This is a genomic window from Lentilactobacillus diolivorans DSM 14421 (genome assembly GCF_001434255.1).
Classification (GTDB): Bacteria; Bacillota; Bacilli; order Lactobacillales; family Lactobacillaceae; genus Lentilactobacillus; species Lentilactobacillus diolivorans.
This window is the reverse complement of the sequence record NZ_AZEY01000050.1, coordinates 18,447-41,374: the sequence shown is the minus strand read 5'-3', so window position 1 is coordinate 41,374 and position 22,928 is coordinate 18,447. Positions and strand designations below refer to the sequence as shown.

The window sequence follows — 22,928 nt, the reverse complement described above, 5'->3', positions numbered from 1 at the left end:
GCCCATACCGATGGTAACGTGCCAAATATGAGCGTCCATATTCCGGATCAAACCCCTTATACCTTGGGCTACTTGATTTACTTCTTTGAGGTCGCCGTTGCGATTTCCGGTTACTTAAACGGGATTAATCCATTCAACCAACCAGGTGTTGAAGCTTACAAGCAAAATATGTTTGCTTTATTGGGCAAGCCGGGTTATGAAGACTTAAAAAAGAAACTCGAAAAAGATTTATAATATAAAGACCTATAGCGATTAAAAGTCGTAATCATTTTTAGGATTACCAAAAGGAGTCCCACATTTCAATATCGAAATGTGGGACTCCTTTTGGTAATCTGCTAATTATCTAACAGACCATGGAACGAAAAGTGCGCATAAGGCTACTGTGACTTGAACTTATTGAACAACTTTTCAAAATTAATTGTTCCCAAGCCGGTTGCTTGATTGTAGAGTTTGCCAGGCTGGCCAGTGTAATATAAATTATTATCATCAGCATCACTTAGAACATTAAATGGCGTATCAGCCTGGGCTGCAAATTGATAAATCTGGGGGTTCCAGAAGCCGGTTCCAGCTTGCAAGCCACTATTCATAACAGCATTGGCGGCAGCCATCTGTGGCGACGCATAACTTGTACCACCGCCAATCGTCCAAATCTTAATCTGAGGGGCCTTGGCCTTTTTCTTCGTCCCGCTAGGAGCCGAAAGATAAGTCGCGTAGCCAGTCACGATGTCCGCATTACTTGAAACATCTGGTAAATTTCTGGAGTTGCCGGTTCCAAAAATAATCCGAGGATGCTTGTTAATGAAGTAATGCCCCTTCTTATATCTTAGAAGATCAACTGCCCGAAAAGTATTGACGCCTGAAAAGCCTTGTTGATATCTTGGCGTTGGATTTAATGCAGAAAAACCACCACCACTACCTGGAAAGTTGGCGCCCTGGTTTTTGGCTGGCACAGCGGAATAGGTATCCCCCCAAGCCCTTTCTTTTTTAACAGTGACAACTCGCTGATTAATAACTTTTTCGTATGGGAGTGTCGTCCCGCCGACAATGACTTGGTATGGTGAAGTTGTCACAGCATGATTCTCAATTTTACTGGGCATATCACGCGGACCATTATCACCACTGGCTCTAAAAACAGTGATCCCCTGAGCAGCCGCTTGTTCCAGAATTAAATTAAAGGCATGATTATACTGACGAAGAGTTGAACTATGATCATCCCACTGGTTAGCTAACTCAACGGTTGGTGCAATACTTGTGGAAATCTGCTGATCTCGATTGTCTGAAATGGCTTGGGCAAATGTTGCAAAATATGTCGATGGGCTTCCCGTTGCACCATTAGCCGATTGACCACTATAAAAATCAATATCCGCATCAGGTGCCAAGGCGCTGGCCGATTGAACGTCAAGTGTCGCTTCAATTTGAGATTCCGTTAACGATTTATTCAAACTATTTGTCACTTTTTTAGCATTATCAATTGTATAGACTTTATGAATTCGGCTTAAATTGTCATTAACACCTGCTTGTTTCCAATACGTTTTTAAATCACTATTATGAAAATCGCCATCAGAAATAATCCCAATTCGTTGACCTTTACCGGTTAATCCCTGCTGATAAAGCGGATTAAGGTGATAATGATCAGCGAATTTTCCAGCACCATATTTTTTGGAAAACTGGTTGGCAGATAAATTTGTTTGTGGCTTTTCTCCGTTAGTTGGGACATCGGTACTTGTTGCCCGTTTTTTTCCACTCTGCCTGGTTTGCTTAGTAGTCGGTTTCTGAGCATATAATCCAATGACTGCCACGACCCGGTTGGATAATTTACCAGGCAATCGATACTTGGTGCGTGAAAGGCTTCCTTTCGCCTTAGTATACTTCGCTTTAAAGGCTTTATTCATATCCGCTCGATGCCCGCTAACCTTAATCGCCAGGTTTCCAGCAAACGTGGTTGTTTTCAAGTGATACTTGTTTAAGTATTTTTTAACCATGTTAACATACGCGTTTGGTTGACCAAATTTTTCCGCAAACTGCGTCGGTGTTAAATATTGATGATAATCTGACGCAGAAGGATCAACTGTATCATAAACATAGTTTGTTAAGTCTGATTCGCTAGTGGGTTTAAAAACAACACTAGCCGTCGTAACATGATTATCCACCTTTTTCGGTTTAGGTTTGGCATTAACCGTAATTGTGATCCCCAAGGCCAGCAAACCGCTCACGGTGCTAACAATGATTTGTTTTCCTCTCATGTAAAAGCCCCCAATAACTACCTAAATTTTAAACTGATTTAGTTTACCTAGTCCATGTTACCGTATTATAACAGTTCAATAAATCGATTTTTGTTTTAACACTCATTATTTTGCCCAACAAATTTTGAATTCGACCATCATATCATGGCAAACAAAAAAGGCCGGACAAAATAATTTGCCTCAGCCTTTATATCACTTAAATGAAATCGATTAATCAGCAACATCTTAATAACCAGAGTTAAAAGTTATCTCTAGGATCTCCAATTAGCTTGTTGTAAATAACTAATTAACGTTTCGCCTTGAACGACCATTAGTTTGCCCTTTATCCAAAATTTCCGGCTCATCATTTTTAGCGCGGGCATACTGACGGCCAAATTGGTCGCTTCTGTTTTTAGTTTGATTGTTATTAGAACGTGTTAGGACATAGTAGATGGCAACGGATGCCAGTAAAAGTAATGTAATCATTTAGAAAGCCTCTCTTTATTAGTAAACTTAATTGACGACAACATAAAAATCAATTTCTTAAAGATTGATGATTATCAGATTAACTTGATAATTGATTTTAGTTTACCTTCAATCAGGAAACAGTCAAGATATTTGACGTCCCAGCTACCATCCCAATCTGCAAACCGCTATTAAACACTATCAGGGCGGACTTGGGGAACGGTTTAAGGAAGGGTAAAGATTAGCTCTTTTCCGTTCGCTATTACGACTACTACCGATTCTTTACAAGGAGCTTGCCACTAATGATACAAAATACCGCCAGTAAAACAATGGTACTGACAATTAGTCCCAAGACACAGCGAAACGTATCGTGCATCCCAGACCGGAGCACCCCGATAAGTTAATCGCCTTTCACCCCATTCTCCGGAATCTAATCGCTTCTTTTGGCACTTTTTCCGACCGAATGCGCCACAATCGCCCTTTTCTTTACCGCGCTATTTTTATCTTGATTTCCCTCAAATAGTAAGTTTACAGCTGCCCGTCCCATTTCGATTGGGTGTAAATCTACCGAATGGAAATGCTGATCCGTTAATTCATTGGGTAATGAATTATTATAGCCCACCACTTCAATTTTCTTATCCGGATATAATGCCTTATACCAGTTGTAAATTCGCAGTCCCGTGTAATCATCAGTAGCGACCACTCCATCCATTTTCGGATGTTCTTGAATAAATTGGTTAACTTTCTGCTCATCGTTTTCAGGAACTGAAAAAACAACTGCCTGTTTATCACGTCGATGCATTGCCTGCAAATAGCCTTCCCGACGGTCTAATTCATACGGCCAGCCATTTTGGGATTCAGCAAAGACCGGATTTTGAACATGCAACTGATCAATTAAATAGTTTGTCCCATCAGCACCAGCCTTAATGTTGTCGTTATCCACATAGAGCCATTTTTGGCCGGCAGCCGGTTTCCCAATTGTTACAAATTCAACCGGTTGCTGTCTTAATAATTTGATGACGTCATCATTGATGTGCGAGTATAACAAAATAAAGCGCTTAATTTGCGCCCGATTAATCATCGATTTAACATTGTCTAAAACCTGCTCAGTTGTGTTGCCAATCGCAATCGATAACACATAATTTCGTTCCGTTAACTGCTCGTTAATCCCTCTTAACAAACCTACGTAAAAAATATTATCAACCACTCGATTATTAACTGGGAAGATAACGCCAACCGCATTAGCTTCCTGGTTCGTCAAATTTCGAGCATTGTAATTTGGTTGATAGCCCATTTGCTCCGCGACCCGCTTCACTTCTCGTCGAGTCTTCTCGCTAATTCGCTGATTGTCATTAAGTGCCCGTGATACAGTTGAAACTGACAACCCCATCTGTTTGGCAATATCGCGAATCGTTGCCATTTTAAATCACCTCTCATCTTTTGAATTGTGATCATGTCGTCCGCATTAAAATTTTGTATCTTTTATTAATATTCGGCCATAGTACTAGATTTTGCAAGTGTTGTGTGATAATTTCATCATATGAGGTGAATATTAATGAAAACAAGCAAGTCATTAGCCGCTATTTTTGTAGTGGTTGCATCAGTTACGCTTATCCTTGCCGGTTGCGGTAATTCTTCTAAGAAATCATCAAATCCTAGTAGTAAGACCAGCATGCAGAATCCGACGGCGGATAAATCAGCCAAAGAAGCATTAACATCAAACAATAATCTTTGGTATATGAACGGAACAATTAACTACAAGAGTAAGACTGGCATTGATGCCTACAAATTTAATAAAGAGAACAACACCGTCACGATCTATAGTGTCGATAAGATGTACAAGACCTACAACGATGCCAAAAAGGCTAATGATTTGAATAAGCAGGGAACTTTGACCTATTCCTTTAAGAATACATCAAGTGATAACCCTGTCCTTTACATGAAAGGAAAACTTTCAGACATTCCAATGGATCAAACCGTTTCCGTTAAAGACAAAGTTGCCGGTAAAAATCACGAAGCCAATTTGAAAGTCGCTGGGTATAAAGTTGTCCGCGACTTGGATAATGATCCAGCTAAGCAAGTCCTGGTAACACCAACCGATTAAAGTTAATTCTCTAAACCATCAATATTGTCCAAAAATGAGAGATTATGACAAGCCCATCTTGTCTAGTCTCTCTTTTTTGTGCCCATGACGATCGTCGCCACCAAACTTACGTTAATGTCTGAATTTCCCGTTATTTAGCAACCCACTCGGCAGCCAGGTCGGCTTCACAAAAATAACCAATAAAGTAATTACACCAATGATGAACGGCACCACCATCCCAACTTTTAGCCCTGAATTATGGTACTGCACATCAACTCGATAGGAGCCACTCGTTAAATGATTCAACTGAATCACGCCTGATGGGGAGATTTGCCACGACACATTTTTACCGTTCAACCTGACTTGGTAGCGGTGATCATAGGCCACAAACGGTAACTCAATATTACTCCGCTTACCTGTCAGGTTGAATTCAAAATAAATGCCATCAGGCTTGGGTCGATAGCTCATCGGAATCGTTTCCCCATTAGCCAAATTAAACCCTTGATGCTGCATAATTCTGGGTAAGGTTGTCCCGTTACAAGTCTTAACCGGGTAATAGTCCCAGCTAATACTATACCCCAATAAATTTTGGTACTCAGCCTCATTGGTTACCTTATAAATCTGTTGGCCATTTTGATCCATTGGAACCCCTCGTTGCGCGACAACGCGATAATTAATTTCCTGAGTGTTAATTTGTGATTTGATAAACTGCTCGGACCGCAGTAATGCTGATCCAACAAATAAAACCGTACCAATGACGGCAATTCCAACCGGCGAATAATGAAAATCAAGCCTTCTAATCATCGCAATCGAATTAACAACTAACAGGTAACTGAAGCAAACTAACGGTATGATCAACAACCGCCATGGAAACTGAATGATACTTAACGGTGTATCAGCCAGCTTTTTCCAAGGAATAAGCTGAGACTGCAATAAAATCAGCAATAGGCCCAGCACAAATAAGTCAATTTGAAATTTACTCATCCGCTTAAAATTAACGAGGCTCACCACAATTCCAAGCAGACTTCCCAGCCCTAAATACATTGATGCATTATTAATTGTGAAAAATTGAAAGATGTTTTTAAATGCAGTTCCGGTTAAACCATACGGAACTGATGGTGTCCAATACCTCACTGGCGTTATCAGCGTGAAGTAAATTAAGGGAACACAGGTTAAGCTGGAAAGTAATCCCGCTAAGACTGCTCCCTTAAATAGCGACTGCCAGCGTTTTAAACTAAACAGGACCTTATAATTAAACAGAGTCAAAACCACTAAGCTAAAGAGAACAATGACGAATGTGAGGATATGGCTTAATAAAATGCCGCTAAGCCCGATGGCCAAACCAACCCATTTCCCAGTTTTCAACCATTGATAAAAGCCAGCAAAGACCAGGGGAATCCAAATCAGGCTCCACATAACCCCAATATCCATTGTTTGATAATCATAGGCCAGAACCATATTGGAGGTCATATACAGCAGTGCAAACAAGTAGGCAGAAAGATCATCCTTTTTGATACTTTTAACGCTGTAAAATGCAATCACTAATCCTAGGAAGGTCTTGATCATATCGGCAATAAAAATGCCTCGGATTGAATCCTTAAACAGCATTTGAGCAAATGCATAGAGATATAACGGCCATTTTGGATAAAGGGAGATGACTGCATTACCATTATTATTAAATGCAAAAGTCGCAATTAATGGGTTTAAACTTCCGTGACTGATATTTTGACGTAGTTCATTGATTTCATGGAGATGGAATTGCATATCATTTGCTGCGAACAACCAACCATGCCATAAAAATAGACAATGGATCGCAATTGCAATTAACGCAAAGCTCCCATACACAAACGACCCCTGGTGCTTATTGATAAATAGTCTCATGTTTTACCTCTCATCTATGTCTCGTTTATGTCTCGTTTTAAAAAACGATTTGATCAATCATTGACGCCAACTATGTCATTTAGTTTTACCCATTTACTACTCTTAATGATACGGGGTGAACGATCAGTTTTCAATTGTCATTTTACAAAAAGCCCTTACAATAATTATGTAAGAAGGTGTTGAAAAATGACCCGAATAAACCCAATCAACAAATTAACGGTGATCAATCAAGCTGCGTTTCGCAAATGGTTGGTCACCCATCACAACACAGAACCGGAATGCTGGGTTAACGTGAAGCGTGGGATTCCAACGGATAACCACCATTTTTGGTATGTAGACGCCGTTGAAGAAGCAATGTGTTTTGGCTGGATTGACAGTACTTATAAAGTAATTGAACCAAGTAAACCGGCAGCTCAAAGGTTTGTGCCTCGCCGACCGGGAAGTACCTGGTCAGAGCTCAATAAAGCCCGCTGCAGACGGATGGAGAAGCTTGGACTCATGACTGATGCCGGCAGAAGGGTCTTACCAGATATGACGATAACTGACTTTAAAATTGATAGCCGAATCAAACGAGCTCTTAAACGCCGACCGGGCGCATGGGACTTCTTTCTTGGTTGTCCACCACTTTATCAGCGAGTTCGCATTGATACGATCCAGATTAAAAAGAATCAGCCCAAGCTGTTTCGGTCAAGAATGACCAAATTTGCGAATGCTTGCCGGGATCACAAAATGATTGGTCAATGGAATGACGGTGGCCGACTATCGTAGCGTTGGTAACCTATGCTGCCGATCACGTCCCTTGATAATTGCTTACAAAACACAAAAATCGCTTAATTGACATCCCCGACTCAAGAGATGCTGATTAAGCGATTTTAGTTCAAAAACCGACTCATTATTTCTTTAAAACTTGGTTTAATGCAGCCGCCGTATAAGACTTTGATTGCGTCAAAATTCCTTTGGGCGCGCCTTCATACAAAATATGGCCACCAAAACTACCAGCATCCGGGCCAACATCAATTAGCCAGTCTGCCTGCGTCATCACCGTCAAATTATGCTCAATTAAGATTAACGTATTCCCTTGTTCGACTAACTCGTTGAACAGGTTTAATAGTTTATCAATATCCTGCATGTGCAATCCGGCAGTTGGCTCATCAAGAAAAATCATATTTCCCTGACCGTTTAATTGTGTTGCCAATGATAACCGTTGCAATTCACCACCGGACAAGGTTGTTAATGATTGATTTAGTTTAAGGTAGCCCAAGCCGACCCGCTGCAGATCATGGATTCGCGGTCCAATAACCGAATCGTCGGCAAAACTCTCAATGGCGGCATCCACGCTCATTTCAAGAACATCTGCAATGGTATGGCCTTGATAATAATAGCTCAGCGCTTCAGGACTATAACGCCGACCGTGACAGGCCTCACAGGTTTGAACAACCGGATCCATAAACGCCATGTTGGTAATGGTAACACCCTTTCCCTTACAAACCGGGCAGGCACCCTTACCATTATAGCTGAATAAACTACTGGAAACCTGATTAGCTTTAGCAAATCGTTGGCGAATTTTATCAAAAATTCCTAAATAGGTGAGTGGCGTTGACCGCAAATTAACACTGGCTGCCCGCTGATTTAAATTAATAACCGGCGTTTCAATACTATTCATTAAAGATTCTGCCAAAGAACTTTTCCCGGAACCGGCAACCCCAGTTAAAACCGTCATCACACCCAAAGGAACTTGGACATGGACATCGTTTAAGTTATGAGTCTGAATATGATCGCGTTTTAACCAACCATCTTTAGGGGTTCGCGGTGCTTTTAGCGAATAAGATCGACGAAGATATTGCCCGGTTAACGTGTCCGATTTGAGTAATGCGTCAAAAGTCCCGGTAAACGTAATTTGACCGCCACCACTACCGGCAACCGGACCAATTTCAACCGCGTAATCGGCGCCAGTCATCATTAGTGGGTTATGTTCAACAATCAGAATCGTATTCCCCTGATCTTGGAGCTTATGAAGGGCCTGTTTTACCAGCCGAATATCGTGAGGATGCAAGCCAACACTAGGCTCATCCAATATATAAACCAAATCCGAAAGCGAACTATTCAGATATTTGGCAATCTTTATTCGTTGGGATTCACCACCGGAAAGGCTACTGGTTCCTCGATCTAATGACAAATAACCTAACCCGATATTAATAAGTGAGTTTAACATCGTCGTCAATTCACGAATAATCGAAGCAGCCAGTGGTACCTTGATATGATTTAAAAAGGTAACAACCTCTGAAAGATTCATTGCGCAAACATCAGCGATATTTTTATCATCAATATGGTTTGACCGAACCAAATCATTAACCCGAGTTCCATGACAGGCTGGGCAATCTTTGTGGGTCACAACTTTGGCAATCTCCTGTTTATGATGTTTTGCTTCCGCCTTATGAAGAATCGATCGGCGAATTCGGGGAACAATCCCCTCATACAAAGCTGTCGGATGCCAATTTGCCGGTGCATTGTGCAATTGTTGCTGGGGCGCATGCATCAATAATTCCCATTCCTTATCAGAATAGTCTTTTAACGGCTTATCATTATCAAACAACCCACTGTTCGCATATCGTTTCCAGCGCCACGTATCGACGCCAAAACTAACAAATGTAATCGCACCTTGATTTAACGATTTATTCTTATCAACTAACGCAGATTCATCAATCTCATCAACATAGCCCAGGCCTTGACAAGTGGGGCACATTCCTTGAGGCATATTGAAAGAAAAGGTGTCAGAATAGCCAATAAATGGTTTGCCAATTCGCGAAAATAATAATCGTAACAACGAATAAATACCTGTATAAGTCGCAACTGTTGAGCGAGCATTTTGACCTATTTTCTTCTGCTCGATGACAATCGCAACCGGCAAATGATCAATTGCTTTAACTTGAGGTTGACCATACTTGGGTAAATACTGCTGGGTAAAACTAGGAAACGTTTCATTTAGTTCCCGACGTGATTGGGCCGCAATCGTGTCAAACACTAATGAAGACTTTCCCGCCCCGGACAGGCCAACAAAAACAGTCGTCCGCTTCTTAGGAATTCGAATATTAATGTCTTTTAAATTATTTTGCTTAGCACCATGTACGGTAATTTCACCATCGGCAAATAAGTTATCTTGAGTCATGTCATCATTCCCTTCAATAAAGTCAGTTTATCCAGTGTAGAACAGTGGTTGGGAACAAGTCAAGCGCCTCAAAGGCCGTTAAATGCCGGGGTTGATTGGTAACACGAGGCAATTTGGAGTGGGCAAATAACCAATCCAAATATTACCAAACTCAGGAATCCAGATTGATCACAAATTTAAAACATGGTGTGTCCCTCCGCCTAATGGTAAATTTCAAGAACAGGACCCGGCCATATAAATAACTTCAGCCAACATTTCGATATTTGGGAAATGTTTAGATTATTTGGATTGGCTATCGAGCTAAAACGTGCGAAAGAGAAGCAGTTCCCAGAATATAAGCAGTTTAGCGGGTAAGCTCCAGAATCAGGAACTTACCCGCTAAAGGGGCGTATTGCTACCAAGCTGAAACGTGGTGTGACAAGCAACCCCCGGCCATATAAATAACTTCAGCCAACATCCCTAAAGACCAGGGATATTGGCTGAAGTCACTTATATTCTGGGGGCTAATCGCTTGTCGCACCACTCTATTTCTATGCCAGTGAATCCCACGCCGGCAATTCAATCGGCGCCTGCTTCAATAAGGCTTGTTGCTCGTCGGTCAAATACTTCTTGTGAACCACGACCTCATAAACATAATCATCCATCCAGTCGTCGTTCATCGTGAAATAACCCTTGGTACCATTCTTATCACCCCAAGAATTCTCAACCTTCCACTTAGTTGGTTTTCCGTTATCATCCAAGTCAACACCGGCAAAAGTCATCGCATGTGAGACCATGGCTTGGTGATATTCAAGCCGTTTACCTTTATCCATTTCCAAATCAACATTGAACAAGTCGGAATATCGGTATAAATGGCTATCCAAAAAGCCCTTTTTTCGATCCATTTGCTCCAGCACATCGTTACCAAACCAAACTGTTTCGCCATCTTTTAATTGAGCGATGGTTGTCTGTTTCAACACCTCCATTGGCAGGTTTAAGAACGTAATGTGCTTACCGCCAACAACGTTGTCTTGACTTGGCAGCGAGAATACTTTGTTGTATGCTTTGTCGGGCGAATTGGAAAGCACCACGTAATCATCCAAATCGGTATCAAAATATTGATCATAAAATTCCTTTGGCGTTAACCCAGAAATTTTATGATACTTTTTATCATCATCCCGATAAGCAAAATTAACCGTGGTTGGTGGTTCACCAAATGAATAAGCCACAATTCGATAAACTTCGCTCAACATTTGTTTACGTGCTGCATTAATCTCATCATCGGACTTATTCGCGTTGACCATATCACGAAGTTTCATTCCGTCAATTCGCAGTTTGCGATTTAAAACCGTCCCAAAAGCACCCGTGTTTTCAGTATTAACAGTTTCAGGAAAATCACTAACTGGAACCACGCCATATTTTTGAACAAGGGCAGCCGCCATTGCCCATTGGCCACCATCATCATCGGGCATGCTTAAGTAGTAATCAACTTCCCGATCATCGGCCGGCCGGCTGGCAGTTGCAATAATCCGATCATAGTAAATGTTTGCCCGTTCAATTTTATCCCAAAAGAATAAATACTTTTGCGATAAATCAAAATCCTTTAATTTGTACTTTTTCGCAAACTTATGGCGTAACGTATTAACCAATGAAAATAGCCAGCAACGGCCACTTTGCTTTTGATTGGTCACAGCACCCGTTTGTAAATCCACTGAAAAAACCGGGTCCAAACGAACTTGGGCATCGGGATCCTGAGCCGCTTGATTAATCCCATTTTGTGTCACAATTCGTGATAGGACATCACTCTTAGGTTCTTTTTTAAAATTGTCATGCAACTGACCGAAGTCTTTCTCGCTCAATGTAAAATCAGTTTCACTCATAGTCTCGCATCCCTTCTATGTAATTGCTAACTATTGTAGTGCTTTTACTAAATTTCGGCAATCAGCTTTAGGGCCACATCAAAGTTAATTTTTTCATTGATTGGGTCCAGCTCGTAATAATCACTGAATCGTTAATCCTTTTATGGACTATAAAGGCATGACATACACTTGACATGGATTCCACGTGTCCCACAATGTCGGAAAAATTTCCAGTTTTTTAAATCCCATTGCTTGGTAAAACTGATTTGTTTTGTCATAAGCGAGATAATGTCCCTCCGCAACCGTCCTAACTTGCAAAAGGGAATAGCCATGCTGCCGACTGTATCCCGTTATCGTATGAATCAATTGCCGACCCAATCCCTGTCGATGATACATAGGGAGGATACCCATAACGTCAATTTCAGCCGTATCTGGACTACTCTTCTTGACGGTCGCGAAACCGACAATAATTTGTTCGTTAATGATAACCGCCCACAGTGGCAATCTTTGGGCATGATCAACGTACTCGGTGATCGCTTCTGGAATCCCAAACCAATCCGGCAGCTGACTTAAAACATCCTTGGCAATTTGTTGTTTTTCGATTGGGGGTTTTAATTTGTCTAATTTTGGACGTCATTACCATCCAGCCTACCTTTACTCATTACTTTTCCGATTAAAACATATCACCAACAAAAAATAAACAGCGACCCACCAAAATACCAATGATATGAAGGCCATCAACAAAAACTGCCAATCCCAAAATCGAAAACCGATAACATAACATGCGAACGTCAAAAAAGATGCGATGAGAATCATCGGTAATAATGTTATTATTCGCAGAACTTTTGACTGTTTGGGGTTCCGCCAAAATCCGACAATGTTTCCTGAAAAGAAAAATGCAAGCGAACTAATCATGTCTTGTAATATAAGCGTCTTGGCCTCCTAAAACCCACATATATTATCTGTATATTAACATAATACTTATTAATTAGAAACGGGCTTTAATACTTTTTGAAAAAGGGCACAAAAAAACAGGATAACCGTTACCCTGTCCCCAAATTAGTTTTAATTATTAGATTCTGCCCTTTAATCGTGGCGTGACAAAGTAGGCAATCACTGCGCCCACAATTCCCTGCAGTAAATTAGTGCCAATGCCGACAAACCCGGCATAGGGCGTATATAATACTGAGTCAGCAACAAAATAGCCTGCAACCATCACAATAATGCCAATAATAACTGCCAACGCCTTTGTCCATTTGGTATCCACCTTCTTATGGGCAATTAAACCAACAATCAGTCCTTCGGCACCATGAACAATTAAGGAAAACCACATATACTGCGTATAACCGGATGTTAAGTCAAGCAGTAAGCCACTGGCACCCCCGACAACGCCACCAACAACCGGTCCTAATAAAATAGCACTAATAAAGATTCCGGCATCACATAAGTTAACGTTTCCGTGAGTCATCGGAACCGGAATAATAAAGAATCGGCTAATGGCAACTGTTGCAGCAATAAACATCGCCGTCAGGATTACTTTAAACAAATGTTTTGATGCACTCCCGCCAACACTTTTTCGATCCATTCAAAAACCTTCCTTCTAATTAATTTCTTTATAGTTTGCTTCTGAAAATTGATACATTGCCCGCTCACCACCAATTAACTTGGGTCGGGAAACCAACCCGACAACGTTAGCAGCACCAACTTTTCGATGGGTCATTCTGACAGGAATCTGGACAAACTTAACATGCATCCCAATCTCCGTGCCCCCAATATCAATCCCACCGAATGCCGTAATGTGTTCCACCTCAACGGGGTCGGACATTTGTTGATAAGCGGCAACTTGCGTCCCACCACCAGCATGAATCGCCGGGACAACCGATACAATCTCTAAATCGTGTTTTTCGGCAACCTCACGTTCCACTAGAAGCGCCCGGTTAATATGTTCACAGCCTTGAACAGCTAAGTAAATTTTTCGTGGCTTTAGAAAGCTTATCAACTCGTCAATGATTGTTTGGCCGACATCCAACCGCGAAGATGTTCCCTTCCAAGCGCCACTAACCTCGCTCGAACTACAGCCAAGAACAAAAATCCCGTTTTCAGGGAATGTGATCTTATCAAAATATTCAGTTAGGACTGCTTCCAGGTCACGCTTAATTGTCTCTAATTGCATCAAATTTCCTCCCGATCTTTTCCAAGCGTAAACTTGGTCACATCATTTAAAGTCTTAGTTAAATCCAAACCAAATTTCCGCTTATTTTCAGAAACCTGCCCAGTTCGTGACACGGCCTCATAGACGCCAAAGACCGATCGCTGAACTGCCGTTTCAAAGCTAACGCCAAAGTTCAGATAGCCGCATAACAACGTAGAAAAAAGATCGCCGGTTCCATAAAAGTGACCTGAAACAAAGGGTGAACTAACCCATTTTAATTGCCCATGGCTGAGAAAACAACAACCAATTCCGGCATCTCGTTTAATGCCAGTAACCACCACTCTCGCATTGAGCTTATTTTTCTGGCGACACGCTTCAATTGCACGGACAACCTCAGCATCTGATGCATTGTCTGTCAACTGGTTTCCACTTAGCAACTGTAACTCCGTAACATTTGGTGTAATGACCGTTGCCGCCTGAATCAACTGCTTAATGGCATCAAGATAACCGTCGCCAAATCCATCATACATGACACCACGATCCCCCATAACCGGATCAACCAATACATGTTTTAACTTTAGCGTGGTTAAATAATCATGCAGCAACTTAACTGTTTTGGGTTGACCAACATACCCAACTACCGCTGACGCCAAGTTCAAGTCAGTGATCTGGTTCCAATGACCGATTGTCTTCTTTATCCAATCATCATTGTTTGTGGTTATCGGCGTGCCAAATCCTTCTGACTGCGTGGAAAGAATTTCAGTCGGGATTGCAGCTGTTTGAATCCCAAATCCGGAAAAGATTGAAATCGCAGCAGTCATGGACATCCGTCCAACCGCGGAGAAGTCTTCGGCAACCAGTACATTCGAGTCTAACATGTTAATCTTCCTTCCCACTAGCATCTAACTGAATTGTAACGCGCCTCGACTATAATTAACCATTTACCAATCAAATGTCACAATTTCACATAAAAGCAAATTTATTATAACAAGTTTTATGTAAGAAACAATCCCCAATATCTCAGGAAACCGAAAACCGTGATGAAGAAAATGGTTACCGACCACGTTATTTACAGGATCTCGCAAGTTGAACCACATCTGAACCCAACCGTTGACAATCGGGTCAAACTAGTTTAAAGTAAATTAAAATTCAATTTGAACAACTTACGAATTATTAAGCTATGAGGAGAAGAGTAGCCGCTTGAATCATTTTCAGAGAACCCGGATGATGAGAATGGGCAATGATTCAGCGACGAAGATGAACTCTAATCAGCAATTATTCCGTTCACGCGAAATAATCGGTAGGAACCGTTAACTTCCCGGGTATTATTGGTACCGATGAGGCATTGTTTGTAAAAGCAATGTGAATTAAGGGTGGTAACGCGAGCATTCGTCCCTTGGCTGTTAAAGCAGTCAAGGGACGAATGCTTTTTTCGTAAGTTGCGTACCAATTCATTTCAGTTCATTTATTAGTCGTTAACACGTATTGATATTCTAGGAGGAATTCACCCATGACAGAATCAGCAACCCAAATCAAATTTCCATATCGTTACGATATCGTTGGTAGTTTACTAAGAACCCAAGCTTTAAAGGACGCTCATGCAAAGTTTAGTGCCGGCCAAATTGATGCCAGCCAATTAAAAACCATTCAACGTCAAGAAACTCGTAAAATTGTTGCTAAGCAAGTCGATCTCGGTCTGAAAGATATTACTGATGGTGAATTTAACCGCAGTTGGTGGCACCTTGACTTCTTATGGGGCTTAACCGGTGTCGGTCACTATGACTATCACAAGAGCTATAAATTTCATGGAAGTAAGACGCGAACCGACAATGCGGAATTGGTCGGTAAAATTGCATTTAATCCTAACCACCCCTTCTTTGAGAGCTTTGAGTATCTTAAGTCAATCACTCCAGATGGTGTGACCCCTAAGCAAACAATCCCATCACCATCAATGCTTTTCCGTGATAACAGAAGTGATAACTGGTCAGACTACTATGACTCATGGGACGCTTATTTAGACGACCTGGCCAAAGCCTATCACGAAACGATCTTGCGTTTCTACGAACTTGGCTGCCGCTATATCCAATTAGACGATACAACTTGGGCCTTTTTGATTAGTAAATTAAACGAAACAGCCAGCGACCCAGAAACGCACGCCAAATATATTAAGCTCGCGGAAGATGCTGTGCTGGTTATTAACAAACTACTTGAAAACCTACCAGAAGATTTAACAGTCACAACTCACATTTGCCGAGGTAACTTTAAATCAACTTACTTGTTCTCTGGCGGCTATGACGACGTTGCTGATTATTTGGGCCAACTTCACTATGATGGCTTATTTCTCGAATATGACAGCGACCGAGCCGGTAATTTTGATCCACTTGACCGAATCTGGAATGGCGACAGGGACAAACGAATTGTTTTGGGGTTAATCACCTCCAAATCCCCAGAGCTTGAGAATCAAGATACCGTTATTACTCGTATTAAACAAGCCGCTGAAAAAGTACCATTAGAAAATTTGGCGCTTTCAACCCAATGTGGATTTGCTTCAACCGAAGAAGGTAATAAATTGACTGAGGACCAGCAATGGGCTAAATTAACATTAGTTAAATCAATCGCTGAGAAAGTTTGGCACGCTTAATTTAACAATTCTAAAGTAAGGCCAGGGGAACCCATACTCAAATTTATTTGAAATAGGTTCCCTTTATTGTTTTATTACGACACTAACAAGGAATCCGAGGTGAACTATCTTGCTCGCATGGATTAGCTTACAACACAGCATTATTCAGATCCAAACACTTCAGTAGCTGGTCACGTACCCGAACGTGTGCACAGACTTAGTTAAAATGATGTTCCAACTTCAAAATACGGCTGAGAAACTGTCACGCGCTCATGAATACTGGAGTGTTTAAAAAATGAAAACTAAATATCCAAGAAATATTAATCATGGTTATGCATATACCTTTTTCTCATATTTTGGTATTACCGGACTGTGGGTAATGTATCTGCAAACCCAAGGACTTAGTTTGGTTGAAATTGGCTTGTGTGAAAGTATTTTTCACATCGCGAGTTTTATCTTCGAGGTCCCCACGGGCGTTCTGGCCGATCGCTTCACCTACCGATCAGTGTTAATTATGGGTCGCATTTCAGCCATCCTATCCGCCATTGTCATTTTACTCGGTCATAGTTTTTGGTGGTTTGCGATTGGGTTTGTACTAAGTGCACTTTCCTATAATCTTCAATCAGGGACAATTGATGCCTTGATGTATGACTCACTAATTAAGTCCAAGCAAACTAACGTGTTTCCCAAAATTATCAGTAATGTCAACGTGATCATCGAATTTGGTGACACAGTTGGTGTTGTTATCGCCGGGTTCTTTGTTCATTGGCACTTTGGCCTAACCTATGTTATCAGTATTCTAATCGGTTTCCTAGGTTTAGTAACCGTTCTTTTGATGAACGAGCCAAAACTTAACACATCACTTAATGAACCGCATCAAACAATAAAATCCATTGCAGTCACCGCTTACCAAACGCTAAGCCACAACCGACAACTGCGTGGATTAATGTTGTTTCAAGCCTTTTTTACGGGAATCTGTACCACTTACTATTATTATTTCCAATCACTGATGAGTAAAAATCATTTTTCGAGTATATTCATTTCATCATTGTTGATTGTGTCAGCAATCGTTAACATTATTGGCATTAAATTAACTCCGACTATTCAAAAGCAATTTTCGAAACGAAAACTGCTCACATCACTAAGTTTTTGCTTAACAATTTTATTATTAACCAGCTGGCTTAACCTGCTGCCTTTGCTAATCACATTATTTTTAGTTTCTCAATTACTGGGATCTTTAGTTGAGCCCATTTTTAGTAGTTACTATAATGATCTTATCGATTCACAGCAACGAGCGACGTTATTGAGTGTCGCCAGTGTTCTGTTTTCAGTTTCAATGATCGCTCTTTTTCCAGCGATGGGATGGCTCATCCAAACTCACAATTTTTCATTTGCCTTTGGATCGGTAGGGATTATTTTATTAATTGTCTTAACCATGATGTTTCATAATTTAAGATTAACAAATCACAATTGAATTAGTCATCAATTTATTTACGGAACAGAGCGGGACAAAAGGCGCTTAACTTCCAGTGTAATCGGATTATCCGAATATTCTGAACTTGAATATTTGGATAATTCGGTTACACGGCCGGAAGTTGCCTTTTGTCCCGCGTTTTTTCTCAGTAATAATCGCGTTTACATTAACAGAGACTGAGCAAAATCACTTTTGTCTCAGCCATTTTTTATCTTGAGATTTTGTTATCTTAATGACCATCCATCCGTAAAATACCGCCAAACAAATTCAGAAACTAATTTTTACTTCATCCCAAATAATCATCCTCTTTTATAATAGCCTAGTATGCTTTACAAACTAGTAGATTATGATATCCTACTAGTATGCAATGCAAATTAGTTGGGAAGTGATTATTTGTCTAAAGCTGACGTTTCCAGCCAGATGCTTAAAGGAATTCTTCAGGGGTGCTTATTAATTTTAATCAGTGATCAACCTTATTATGGTTATGCCATTAGTCAGGAACTTTCCAAATATGGTTTTGCGAATGTTCCCAAAGGGACAATTTATCCATTATTAATGAATATGGAGAAAAAGGGCCTTATTATTGGCAAAACACAACCATCAAAAGAAGGACCACAACGAAAATACTACTATGTAACGGATGCGGGTAACCAAGCTCGACAACACTTTCTCACACAATGGAAATCTTTATCCACGGGCGTCAACGATCTAATCAATGAAAGAAGGCATAGACAATGAAAACCGATAACCTCATAGAAACCAACAACCAACTTCGTAAAAAATTAAATACTGAAAATCGGAAATACTATGAAGACCTGTTACGCTACATTCGCGGTAAATCCACGTTTAGTCGGGAAAATGTTGTCGAACAGCTTTTATTGGATATCCTACATGATTTAATCGATGCCCAAGACAACGGTCAAAGTGCCGAGGACTACTTTGGTAAAAACCCACAATCCTTAGCCGATAATATTTTACAAACGTTACCCAAATCATTCTCCGAGATCCTTAAGCTTGCTTGCTATATCGTCGTGGGCTATGTGCTTTTATTTACAATTCCCACTATTATTCTGCCAACAAGCAAGTTTGATATTGGTAATTTGATCATCGTGGGTACGACTGCTTTTATTTTTTCACTAGGCCTTCTATGGGTAATTGGGAAAGAAACTTATCAGAAAAACAATTTGAAAAAATTTGCCAGCTATACCGTTAGCATACTCGTTTATGTTGGCCTCGTCATCGTCAGCGTCTTCTTAAAAACACCATTATCTGTAAGCTTGCCTGGTTGGTGGGGGATTGGAACAATCCTCATTCTAGTTATCATCTCCACAGTCATTTATGTATCAGAACGCAAACAACTCCCCTTCCTAATCATTATTTATATGATGATCATTATCGATGCGTTATTAGGAATTGGTACCCGAATCCCGGGAATTAGCGACTTACTCACAAAACCAATTGCCCCCAAATCACTGCTCTTATGGATCTTAATTCCCGGTTGTATTATCGCTGCACTCATTGGTGGCTTTGGCACTTGGTTTTATTTGAAGAAAAAAGATCATTAATTTCGCAATGTCAGACTGGATTAACAGCGGTTTTATCCGTTGACTATCTTGTAAACACTAATCTTACTTACGATAAAACATGGGACAAAAAACAACTTTCGGAGTGAAAGCCGTTTTTTGTCCCATATTTGTTATGCCTTGAAAATTTAACTGGTATGAGCAAAAGAATCGTATAACGATACTTTGTTTCTTTATAGTAAACGTTTGCGTTATTGTTTTCACTGCTACTACCCCTTACACTTAGATTAAAGGGGGAAACCTAAATGAATACAACAATTCATCTCACCATTGCCAATCTACGCAAACAAAATCATAAATCACAACAGCAACTCGCTGATTTCCTTGGCATTACCAAAGCTTCAGTGTCTAAATGGGAAACCGGCCAAACAAGCCCGGACATTAGTTCATTACCATTGATTGCTGCTTACTTTGATACATCAATCGATCATCTTCTCGGATACGATGCGCAATTATCCAAAAATGAAATCGAACGGTTATACAAAACACTGAAAAAAGCCATTATTGATTCGCCGGAAAATGGTTTATCTCAAGTTCGAAAACTTATTAAACGTTACTGGTCCTGTTACCCATTCGTCTTTTCGATGGCAAATCTATTACTTAACCATCTAACCGTCCTTACTAAAAATGACCCAATCACAACTCAAACACTATCAAACGAAATCCGTGAGCTGTTGGACCATGTTTATCGAAAATCTGATGACCAAGACATTCAAAGTCAAGCCAAAATTATGCTAAGCGTTCTTTACCTAAATAATAGCAAACCTCAGAAAGTGTTGGAATTATTAGGCACCACTGTCCCACAACTTGTGCCGCCTGAAAGTATTATTGCCTCAGCTTATCATCTTCAGGGTAACTCAGAACGTGCTGAAGCAACTATGCAAACAGCGCTATATCAGTATCTGGTTGTTATGGTCAGCACCTTTACCAACTACTTGAACTTACTCGATAACAATCATCAAAAGTTTACCGAATTAGCGACCAAGGCAGATCAATTCATTACCCTATTCGAAATTGCCAGTTTCCATCCGATGATCGTTTTAAATCTTGATATGGGAATTGCTGCCGGTTTTATGAAGTACGATGATCATCCCAATGCGCTTCAATTTCTCGAAAAATTTGCCAATCTCCAATCAAAAATAACGTTTCCGATTGTTCTTAAAGGTAACCACTTTTTCGATAAAATTTATGATTGGATTAATCAATTAATGATCGGTAACCAAATGCCACGTGACAGTCGAATCGTTAATCGCGAACTTAAACAATTTATCTTAGAAAATCCAACTTTTGAACCACTAAAAAACGACCCCAAGTATCAATCGATCGTTTCACAAATTAAAAAGGACGTGAAATAAAATGCCATTACATGACACCTTTCCCATCTTAATCCCACTAATTATTTTACAGTTTGGTTTGGCTATCTGGGCTTTAATCGATATTTTTCGGCATCAACATTACAAGATCGGTAACCGCTATTTATGGATCCCGGTCGTTTTGCTCATTTCGATTTTTGGTCCAGTTATCTATTTTGTCTTTGGAAGGAGAGATTACTGATGAATGCAGTTACAATTAACCATCTCAAGAAATCATTCGGATCAAAATCCATCTTAAATGATGTCTCTTTTTCCGTTCCCCAAGGCAGTATATTCGGATTTGTCGGCGAAAATGGAGCGGGTAAAACTACCACAATGAAAATCATTTTAGGCTTGTTGGAATCAGATCAAGGCGAAGTTATCGTTAATGGTCAGCAAGTGAGATATGGCCGCTCACTTACCAACCGTTTCATCGGTTACTTACCTGATGTCCCCGCATTCTATCCGTATATGACTGCCCGTCAATATCTCCAACTAACTGCAGCGATTTCTGGTATGGCTCACACCCAAATTGATCGTCGAATTTCATCGGTTCTCAATACTGTCCAGCTCAAAGATGACCTGACAAAGATTCGGGGCTATTCCCGTGGCATGAAACAGCGGCTTGGCATGGCAGTGGCAATGTTAAACCAACCCCAAATTCTGATTTGCGATGAACCGACATCCGCTTTGGATCCATTAGGGCGAAAAGCATTTTTAGACATTTTAGCTAGTCTTAGAGGCCAGACAACGGTCATTTTTTCAAGTCACATTCTATCGGATATCGAACGCGTTTGCGATAGGGTTGCGATTCTCCACAATGGACACATACAAGTCTCCGGAAAAATCAGCACATTAACCCAAACCCATTCCAATAAAACTTTTCAAATTGACTTTGTAAATTCAACAGATGTAAATAAGTTTCTGGTTCAAACGGGACTCTCTAAAACAACTTACAAACAAGATCAACTGACCCTGACAATCTATGAACAACCCGGTCAACCATTAGGAGAATTACTATTGGCAGATTTGTCAAAAAGCCGCATTGTTCCAAAACAATTTCAACAGTTTGAACCCTCCCTGGAAGATGTTTTCTTGGAGGCGATTAAATGAAGCAACTATTTATCTTCAGTAAAAAAGAACTCACTGAATGCATTAAAACAAAACGATTTTTAATTGCTGAAATTATCTTTATTCTCTTCGGTCTTATGAACCCGTTGCTCGCCAAACTAATGCCCAGGATCATTGAATCTACTCTTCCTAAAAACACCTCCACCTCAATTCCAACGCCAACCTCACTAGATTCATGGACCCAATTTTTTAAAAATATTAATCAACTTGGACTCATTATTCTGGTTATTTTGTTTTGCGACATTGTTTCTCGTGAACTGGCAAATGGTTACCTGATTAATTTCCTAACAAAGGGATTGTCTCGATGGGCCATCATCTTGAGCAAACAATTTCTAATCTGGTTTGTTTGGACAATCAGTCTATTAACGAGTTTCCTTGTAACGGCGGGTTACACACGCTATTATTTTAACGACCAGCTCAGCCGTCACTTGTTCCCGGCGATCTTCGCCTTATGGCTGTTTGGCATGTTGCTAATGACCGTTGTTGTTACGGGATCAACTATTTCGGCTAACGGCGCAAAGGGATTGTTTCTCAGCGGTGGTTTCTACGCACTAGGACTGTTTTCAACAATTTTTACAACTACTAAAAGTTACAATCCATTTTCGTTAATGACCCAAAATGTGCAACTACTGCAAGGAAAACAAAATTTGGCTAACTATGGTTCAGCTTTGCTTATTACCGTGTTTCTGATAATTACCAGCCTTATCATTTCACTGACCGTTTTGAATCATAAACAAATTTAGTTATCATACTGGGTTCTAAAGAAAAGTTTCTTCATCCACATAGATAAAATCAAATCCTTTGATTTAGCATTCGAATTGCTAAACCAAAGGATCTTTTAATCTCATTGTTAACGCAAAGTCATTGATTTGTGAGAAAATCCGTCCCCATTTACTGAATAAATGAAAACGGCACCATTGTTTTCAGAAACACCTTATTTTAATCACATTTTCGGGTTATA

At 40.4% G+C, this 22,928-nt stretch carries 20 protein-coding genes and 1 pseudogene; 11 read left to right on the top strand and 10 right to left on the bottom strand.

All coding sequences use genetic code 11. The features are described 5' to 3' along the window. Nucleotides 1-234: pseudogene (gene pgi, locus FC85_RS05335) on the top strand (glucose-6-phosphate isomerase); the annotation flags it as partial. 143 nt (nt 235-377) lie between these two features. Here the strand turns inward: pgi and FC85_RS05330 are convergent. The 3 genes from FC85_RS05330 to FC85_RS05320 form a co-directional block, all read right to left on the bottom strand. Next, nucleotides 378-2,243: a S53 family peptidase gene (locus tag FC85_RS05330; RefSeq protein ID WP_057864518.1), complete on the bottom strand. Its 1,866-nt coding sequence runs from the start codon at nt 2,241-2,243 to the stop codon at nt 378-380. Between the two features lie 282 nt (nt 2,244-2,525). Next, the gene (locus FC85_RS05325) at nt 2,526-2,708 is read right to left on the bottom strand and encodes a hypothetical protein (protein ID WP_057864517.1); all 183 of its coding nucleotides are present in this window, start codon (nt 2,706-2,708) and stop codon (nt 2,526-2,528) included. A 409-nt stretch (nt 2,709-3,117) separates the two neighbouring features. Continuing rightward, nucleotides 3,118-4,107: a LacI family DNA-binding transcriptional regulator gene (locus FC85_RS05320; protein WP_057864516.1), complete on the bottom strand. Its 990-nt coding sequence runs from the start codon at nt 4,105-4,107 to the stop codon at nt 3,118-3,120. Between the two features lie 135 nt (nt 4,108-4,242). On the opposite strand from FC85_RS05320, the gene FC85_RS05315 reads away from it, so the two are divergent. Beyond that, a complete protein-coding gene (locus tag FC85_RS05315; protein ID WP_186825094.1) occupies nt 4,243-4,791 on the top strand; it encodes a hypothetical protein in 549 nt (182 codons plus the stop codon). A gap of 111 nt (nt 4,792-4,902) precedes the next feature. Here the strand turns inward: FC85_RS05315 and FC85_RS05310 are convergent, their stop codons facing one another. Further along, nucleotides 4,903-6,651 carry a glycosyltransferase family protein gene (locus FC85_RS05310; RefSeq protein ID WP_057864514.1) on the bottom strand — a complete coding sequence of 583 codons (1,749 nt, stop codon included), beginning with the start codon at nt 6,649-6,651 and terminating at the stop codon, nt 4,903-4,905. Nucleotides 6,652-6,837: 186 nt separating this feature from the next. Here FC85_RS05310 and FC85_RS05305 point away from each other — a divergent pair, with 186 nt between their 5' ends. Then, nucleotides 6,838-7,419, top strand: a complete 582-nt coding sequence (locus FC85_RS05305) for a YdeI/OmpD-associated family protein (RefSeq protein ID WP_057864513.1) — start codon at nt 6,838-6,840, stop codon at nt 7,417-7,419. A 124-nt stretch (nt 7,420-7,543) separates the two neighbouring features. On the opposite strand, the gene FC85_RS05300 is transcribed toward FC85_RS05305, so the two are convergent. From FC85_RS05300 to FC85_RS05270, 6 genes are all read right to left on the bottom strand, one after another. After that, entirely contained in the window at nt 7,544-9,817 is a 2,274-nt protein-coding gene (locus FC85_RS05300) for an ATP-binding cassette domain-containing protein (protein WP_057864512.1), read from the bottom strand. A 530-nt stretch (nt 9,818-10,347) separates the two neighbouring features. Continuing rightward, the gene (locus FC85_RS05295) at nt 10,348-11,676 is read right to left on the bottom strand and encodes a C1 family peptidase (protein WP_057864511.1); all 1,329 of its coding nucleotides are present in this window, start codon (nt 11,674-11,676) and stop codon (nt 10,348-10,350) included. Nucleotides 11,677-11,823: 147 nt separating this feature from the next. After that, on the bottom strand, nt 11,824-12,189 hold the full coding sequence (locus FC85_RS05290; protein ID WP_225427631.1) for a GNAT family N-acetyltransferase: 366 nt from the start codon (nt 12,187-12,189) through the stop codon (nt 11,824-11,826). Nucleotides 12,190-12,727: 538 nt separating this feature from the next. Then, a complete protein-coding gene (locus FC85_RS05280; RefSeq protein WP_057864508.1) occupies nt 12,728-13,240 on the bottom strand; it encodes an ECF transporter S component in 513 nt (170 codons plus the stop codon). A gap of 15 nt (nt 13,241-13,255) precedes the next feature. Further along, nucleotides 13,256-13,828, bottom strand: a complete 573-nt coding sequence (locus FC85_RS05275; RefSeq protein WP_057864507.1) for a TIGR01440 family protein — start codon at nt 13,826-13,828, stop codon at nt 13,256-13,258. Beyond that, nucleotides 13,828-14,685 (bottom strand): bifunctional hydroxymethylpyrimidine kinase/phosphomethylpyrimidine kinase, encoded by an 858-nt coding sequence (locus FC85_RS05270; protein ID WP_225427630.1) that lies wholly within the window; start codon nt 14,683-14,685, stop codon nt 13,828-13,830. The genes FC85_RS05275 and FC85_RS05270 overlap by 1 nt, the downstream gene beginning before the upstream one ends. Before the next feature lie 632 nt (nt 14,686-15,317). On the opposite strand from FC85_RS05270, the gene FC85_RS05265 reads away from it, so the two are divergent. The 8 genes from FC85_RS05265 (at nt 15,318) to FC85_RS05230 (ending at nt 22,710) form a co-directional block, all read left to right on the top strand. Further along, the gene (locus FC85_RS05265; RefSeq protein ID WP_057864506.1) at nt 15,318-16,448 is read left to right on the top strand and encodes a vitamin B12 independent methionine synthase; all 1,131 of its coding nucleotides are present in this window, start codon (nt 15,318-15,320) and stop codon (nt 16,446-16,448) included. A gap of 274 nt (nt 16,449-16,722) precedes the next feature. After that, nucleotides 16,723-17,901 (top strand): MFS transporter, encoded by a 1,179-nt coding sequence (locus FC85_RS05260; protein ID WP_057864505.1) that lies wholly within the window; start codon nt 16,723-16,725, stop codon nt 17,899-17,901. Nucleotides 17,902-18,321: 420 nt separating this feature from the next. After that, complete coding sequence (locus tag FC85_RS05255; RefSeq protein ID WP_186825091.1) at nt 18,322-18,639, top strand: PadR family transcriptional regulator; 318 nt, start codon at nt 18,322-18,324, stop codon at nt 18,637-18,639. Then, a complete protein-coding gene (locus tag FC85_RS05250; RefSeq protein WP_057864503.1) occupies nt 18,636-19,466 on the top strand; it encodes a DUF1129 domain-containing protein in 831 nt (276 codons plus the stop codon). Before FC85_RS05255 ends, FC85_RS05250 begins: the two co-directional genes overlap by 4 nt. Before the next feature lie 263 nt (nt 19,467-19,729). Next, the gene (locus FC85_RS05245) at nt 19,730-20,839 is read left to right on the top strand and encodes a helix-turn-helix domain-containing protein (protein WP_057864502.1); all 1,110 of its coding nucleotides are present in this window, start codon (nt 19,730-19,732) and stop codon (nt 20,837-20,839) included. Nucleotide 20,840: 1 nt separating this feature from the next. Beyond that, nucleotides 20,841-21,038 (top strand): PLD nuclease N-terminal domain-containing protein, encoded by a 198-nt coding sequence (locus FC85_RS05240; RefSeq protein WP_057864501.1) that lies wholly within the window; start codon nt 20,841-20,843, stop codon nt 21,036-21,038. Then, nucleotides 21,038-21,949, top strand: a complete 912-nt coding sequence (locus FC85_RS05235) for an ABC transporter ATP-binding protein (protein WP_057864500.1) — start codon at nt 21,038-21,040, stop codon at nt 21,947-21,949. The genes FC85_RS05240 and FC85_RS05235 overlap by 1 nt, the downstream gene beginning before the upstream one ends. Beyond that, nucleotides 21,946-22,710 carry an ABC transporter permease gene (locus FC85_RS05230; RefSeq protein ID WP_057864499.1) on the top strand — a complete coding sequence of 255 codons (765 nt, stop codon included), beginning with the start codon at nt 21,946-21,948 and terminating at the stop codon, nt 22,708-22,710. Before FC85_RS05235 ends, FC85_RS05230 begins: the two co-directional genes overlap by 4 nt. The last annotated feature ends 218 nt before the right edge of the window (nt 22,711-22,928 follow it).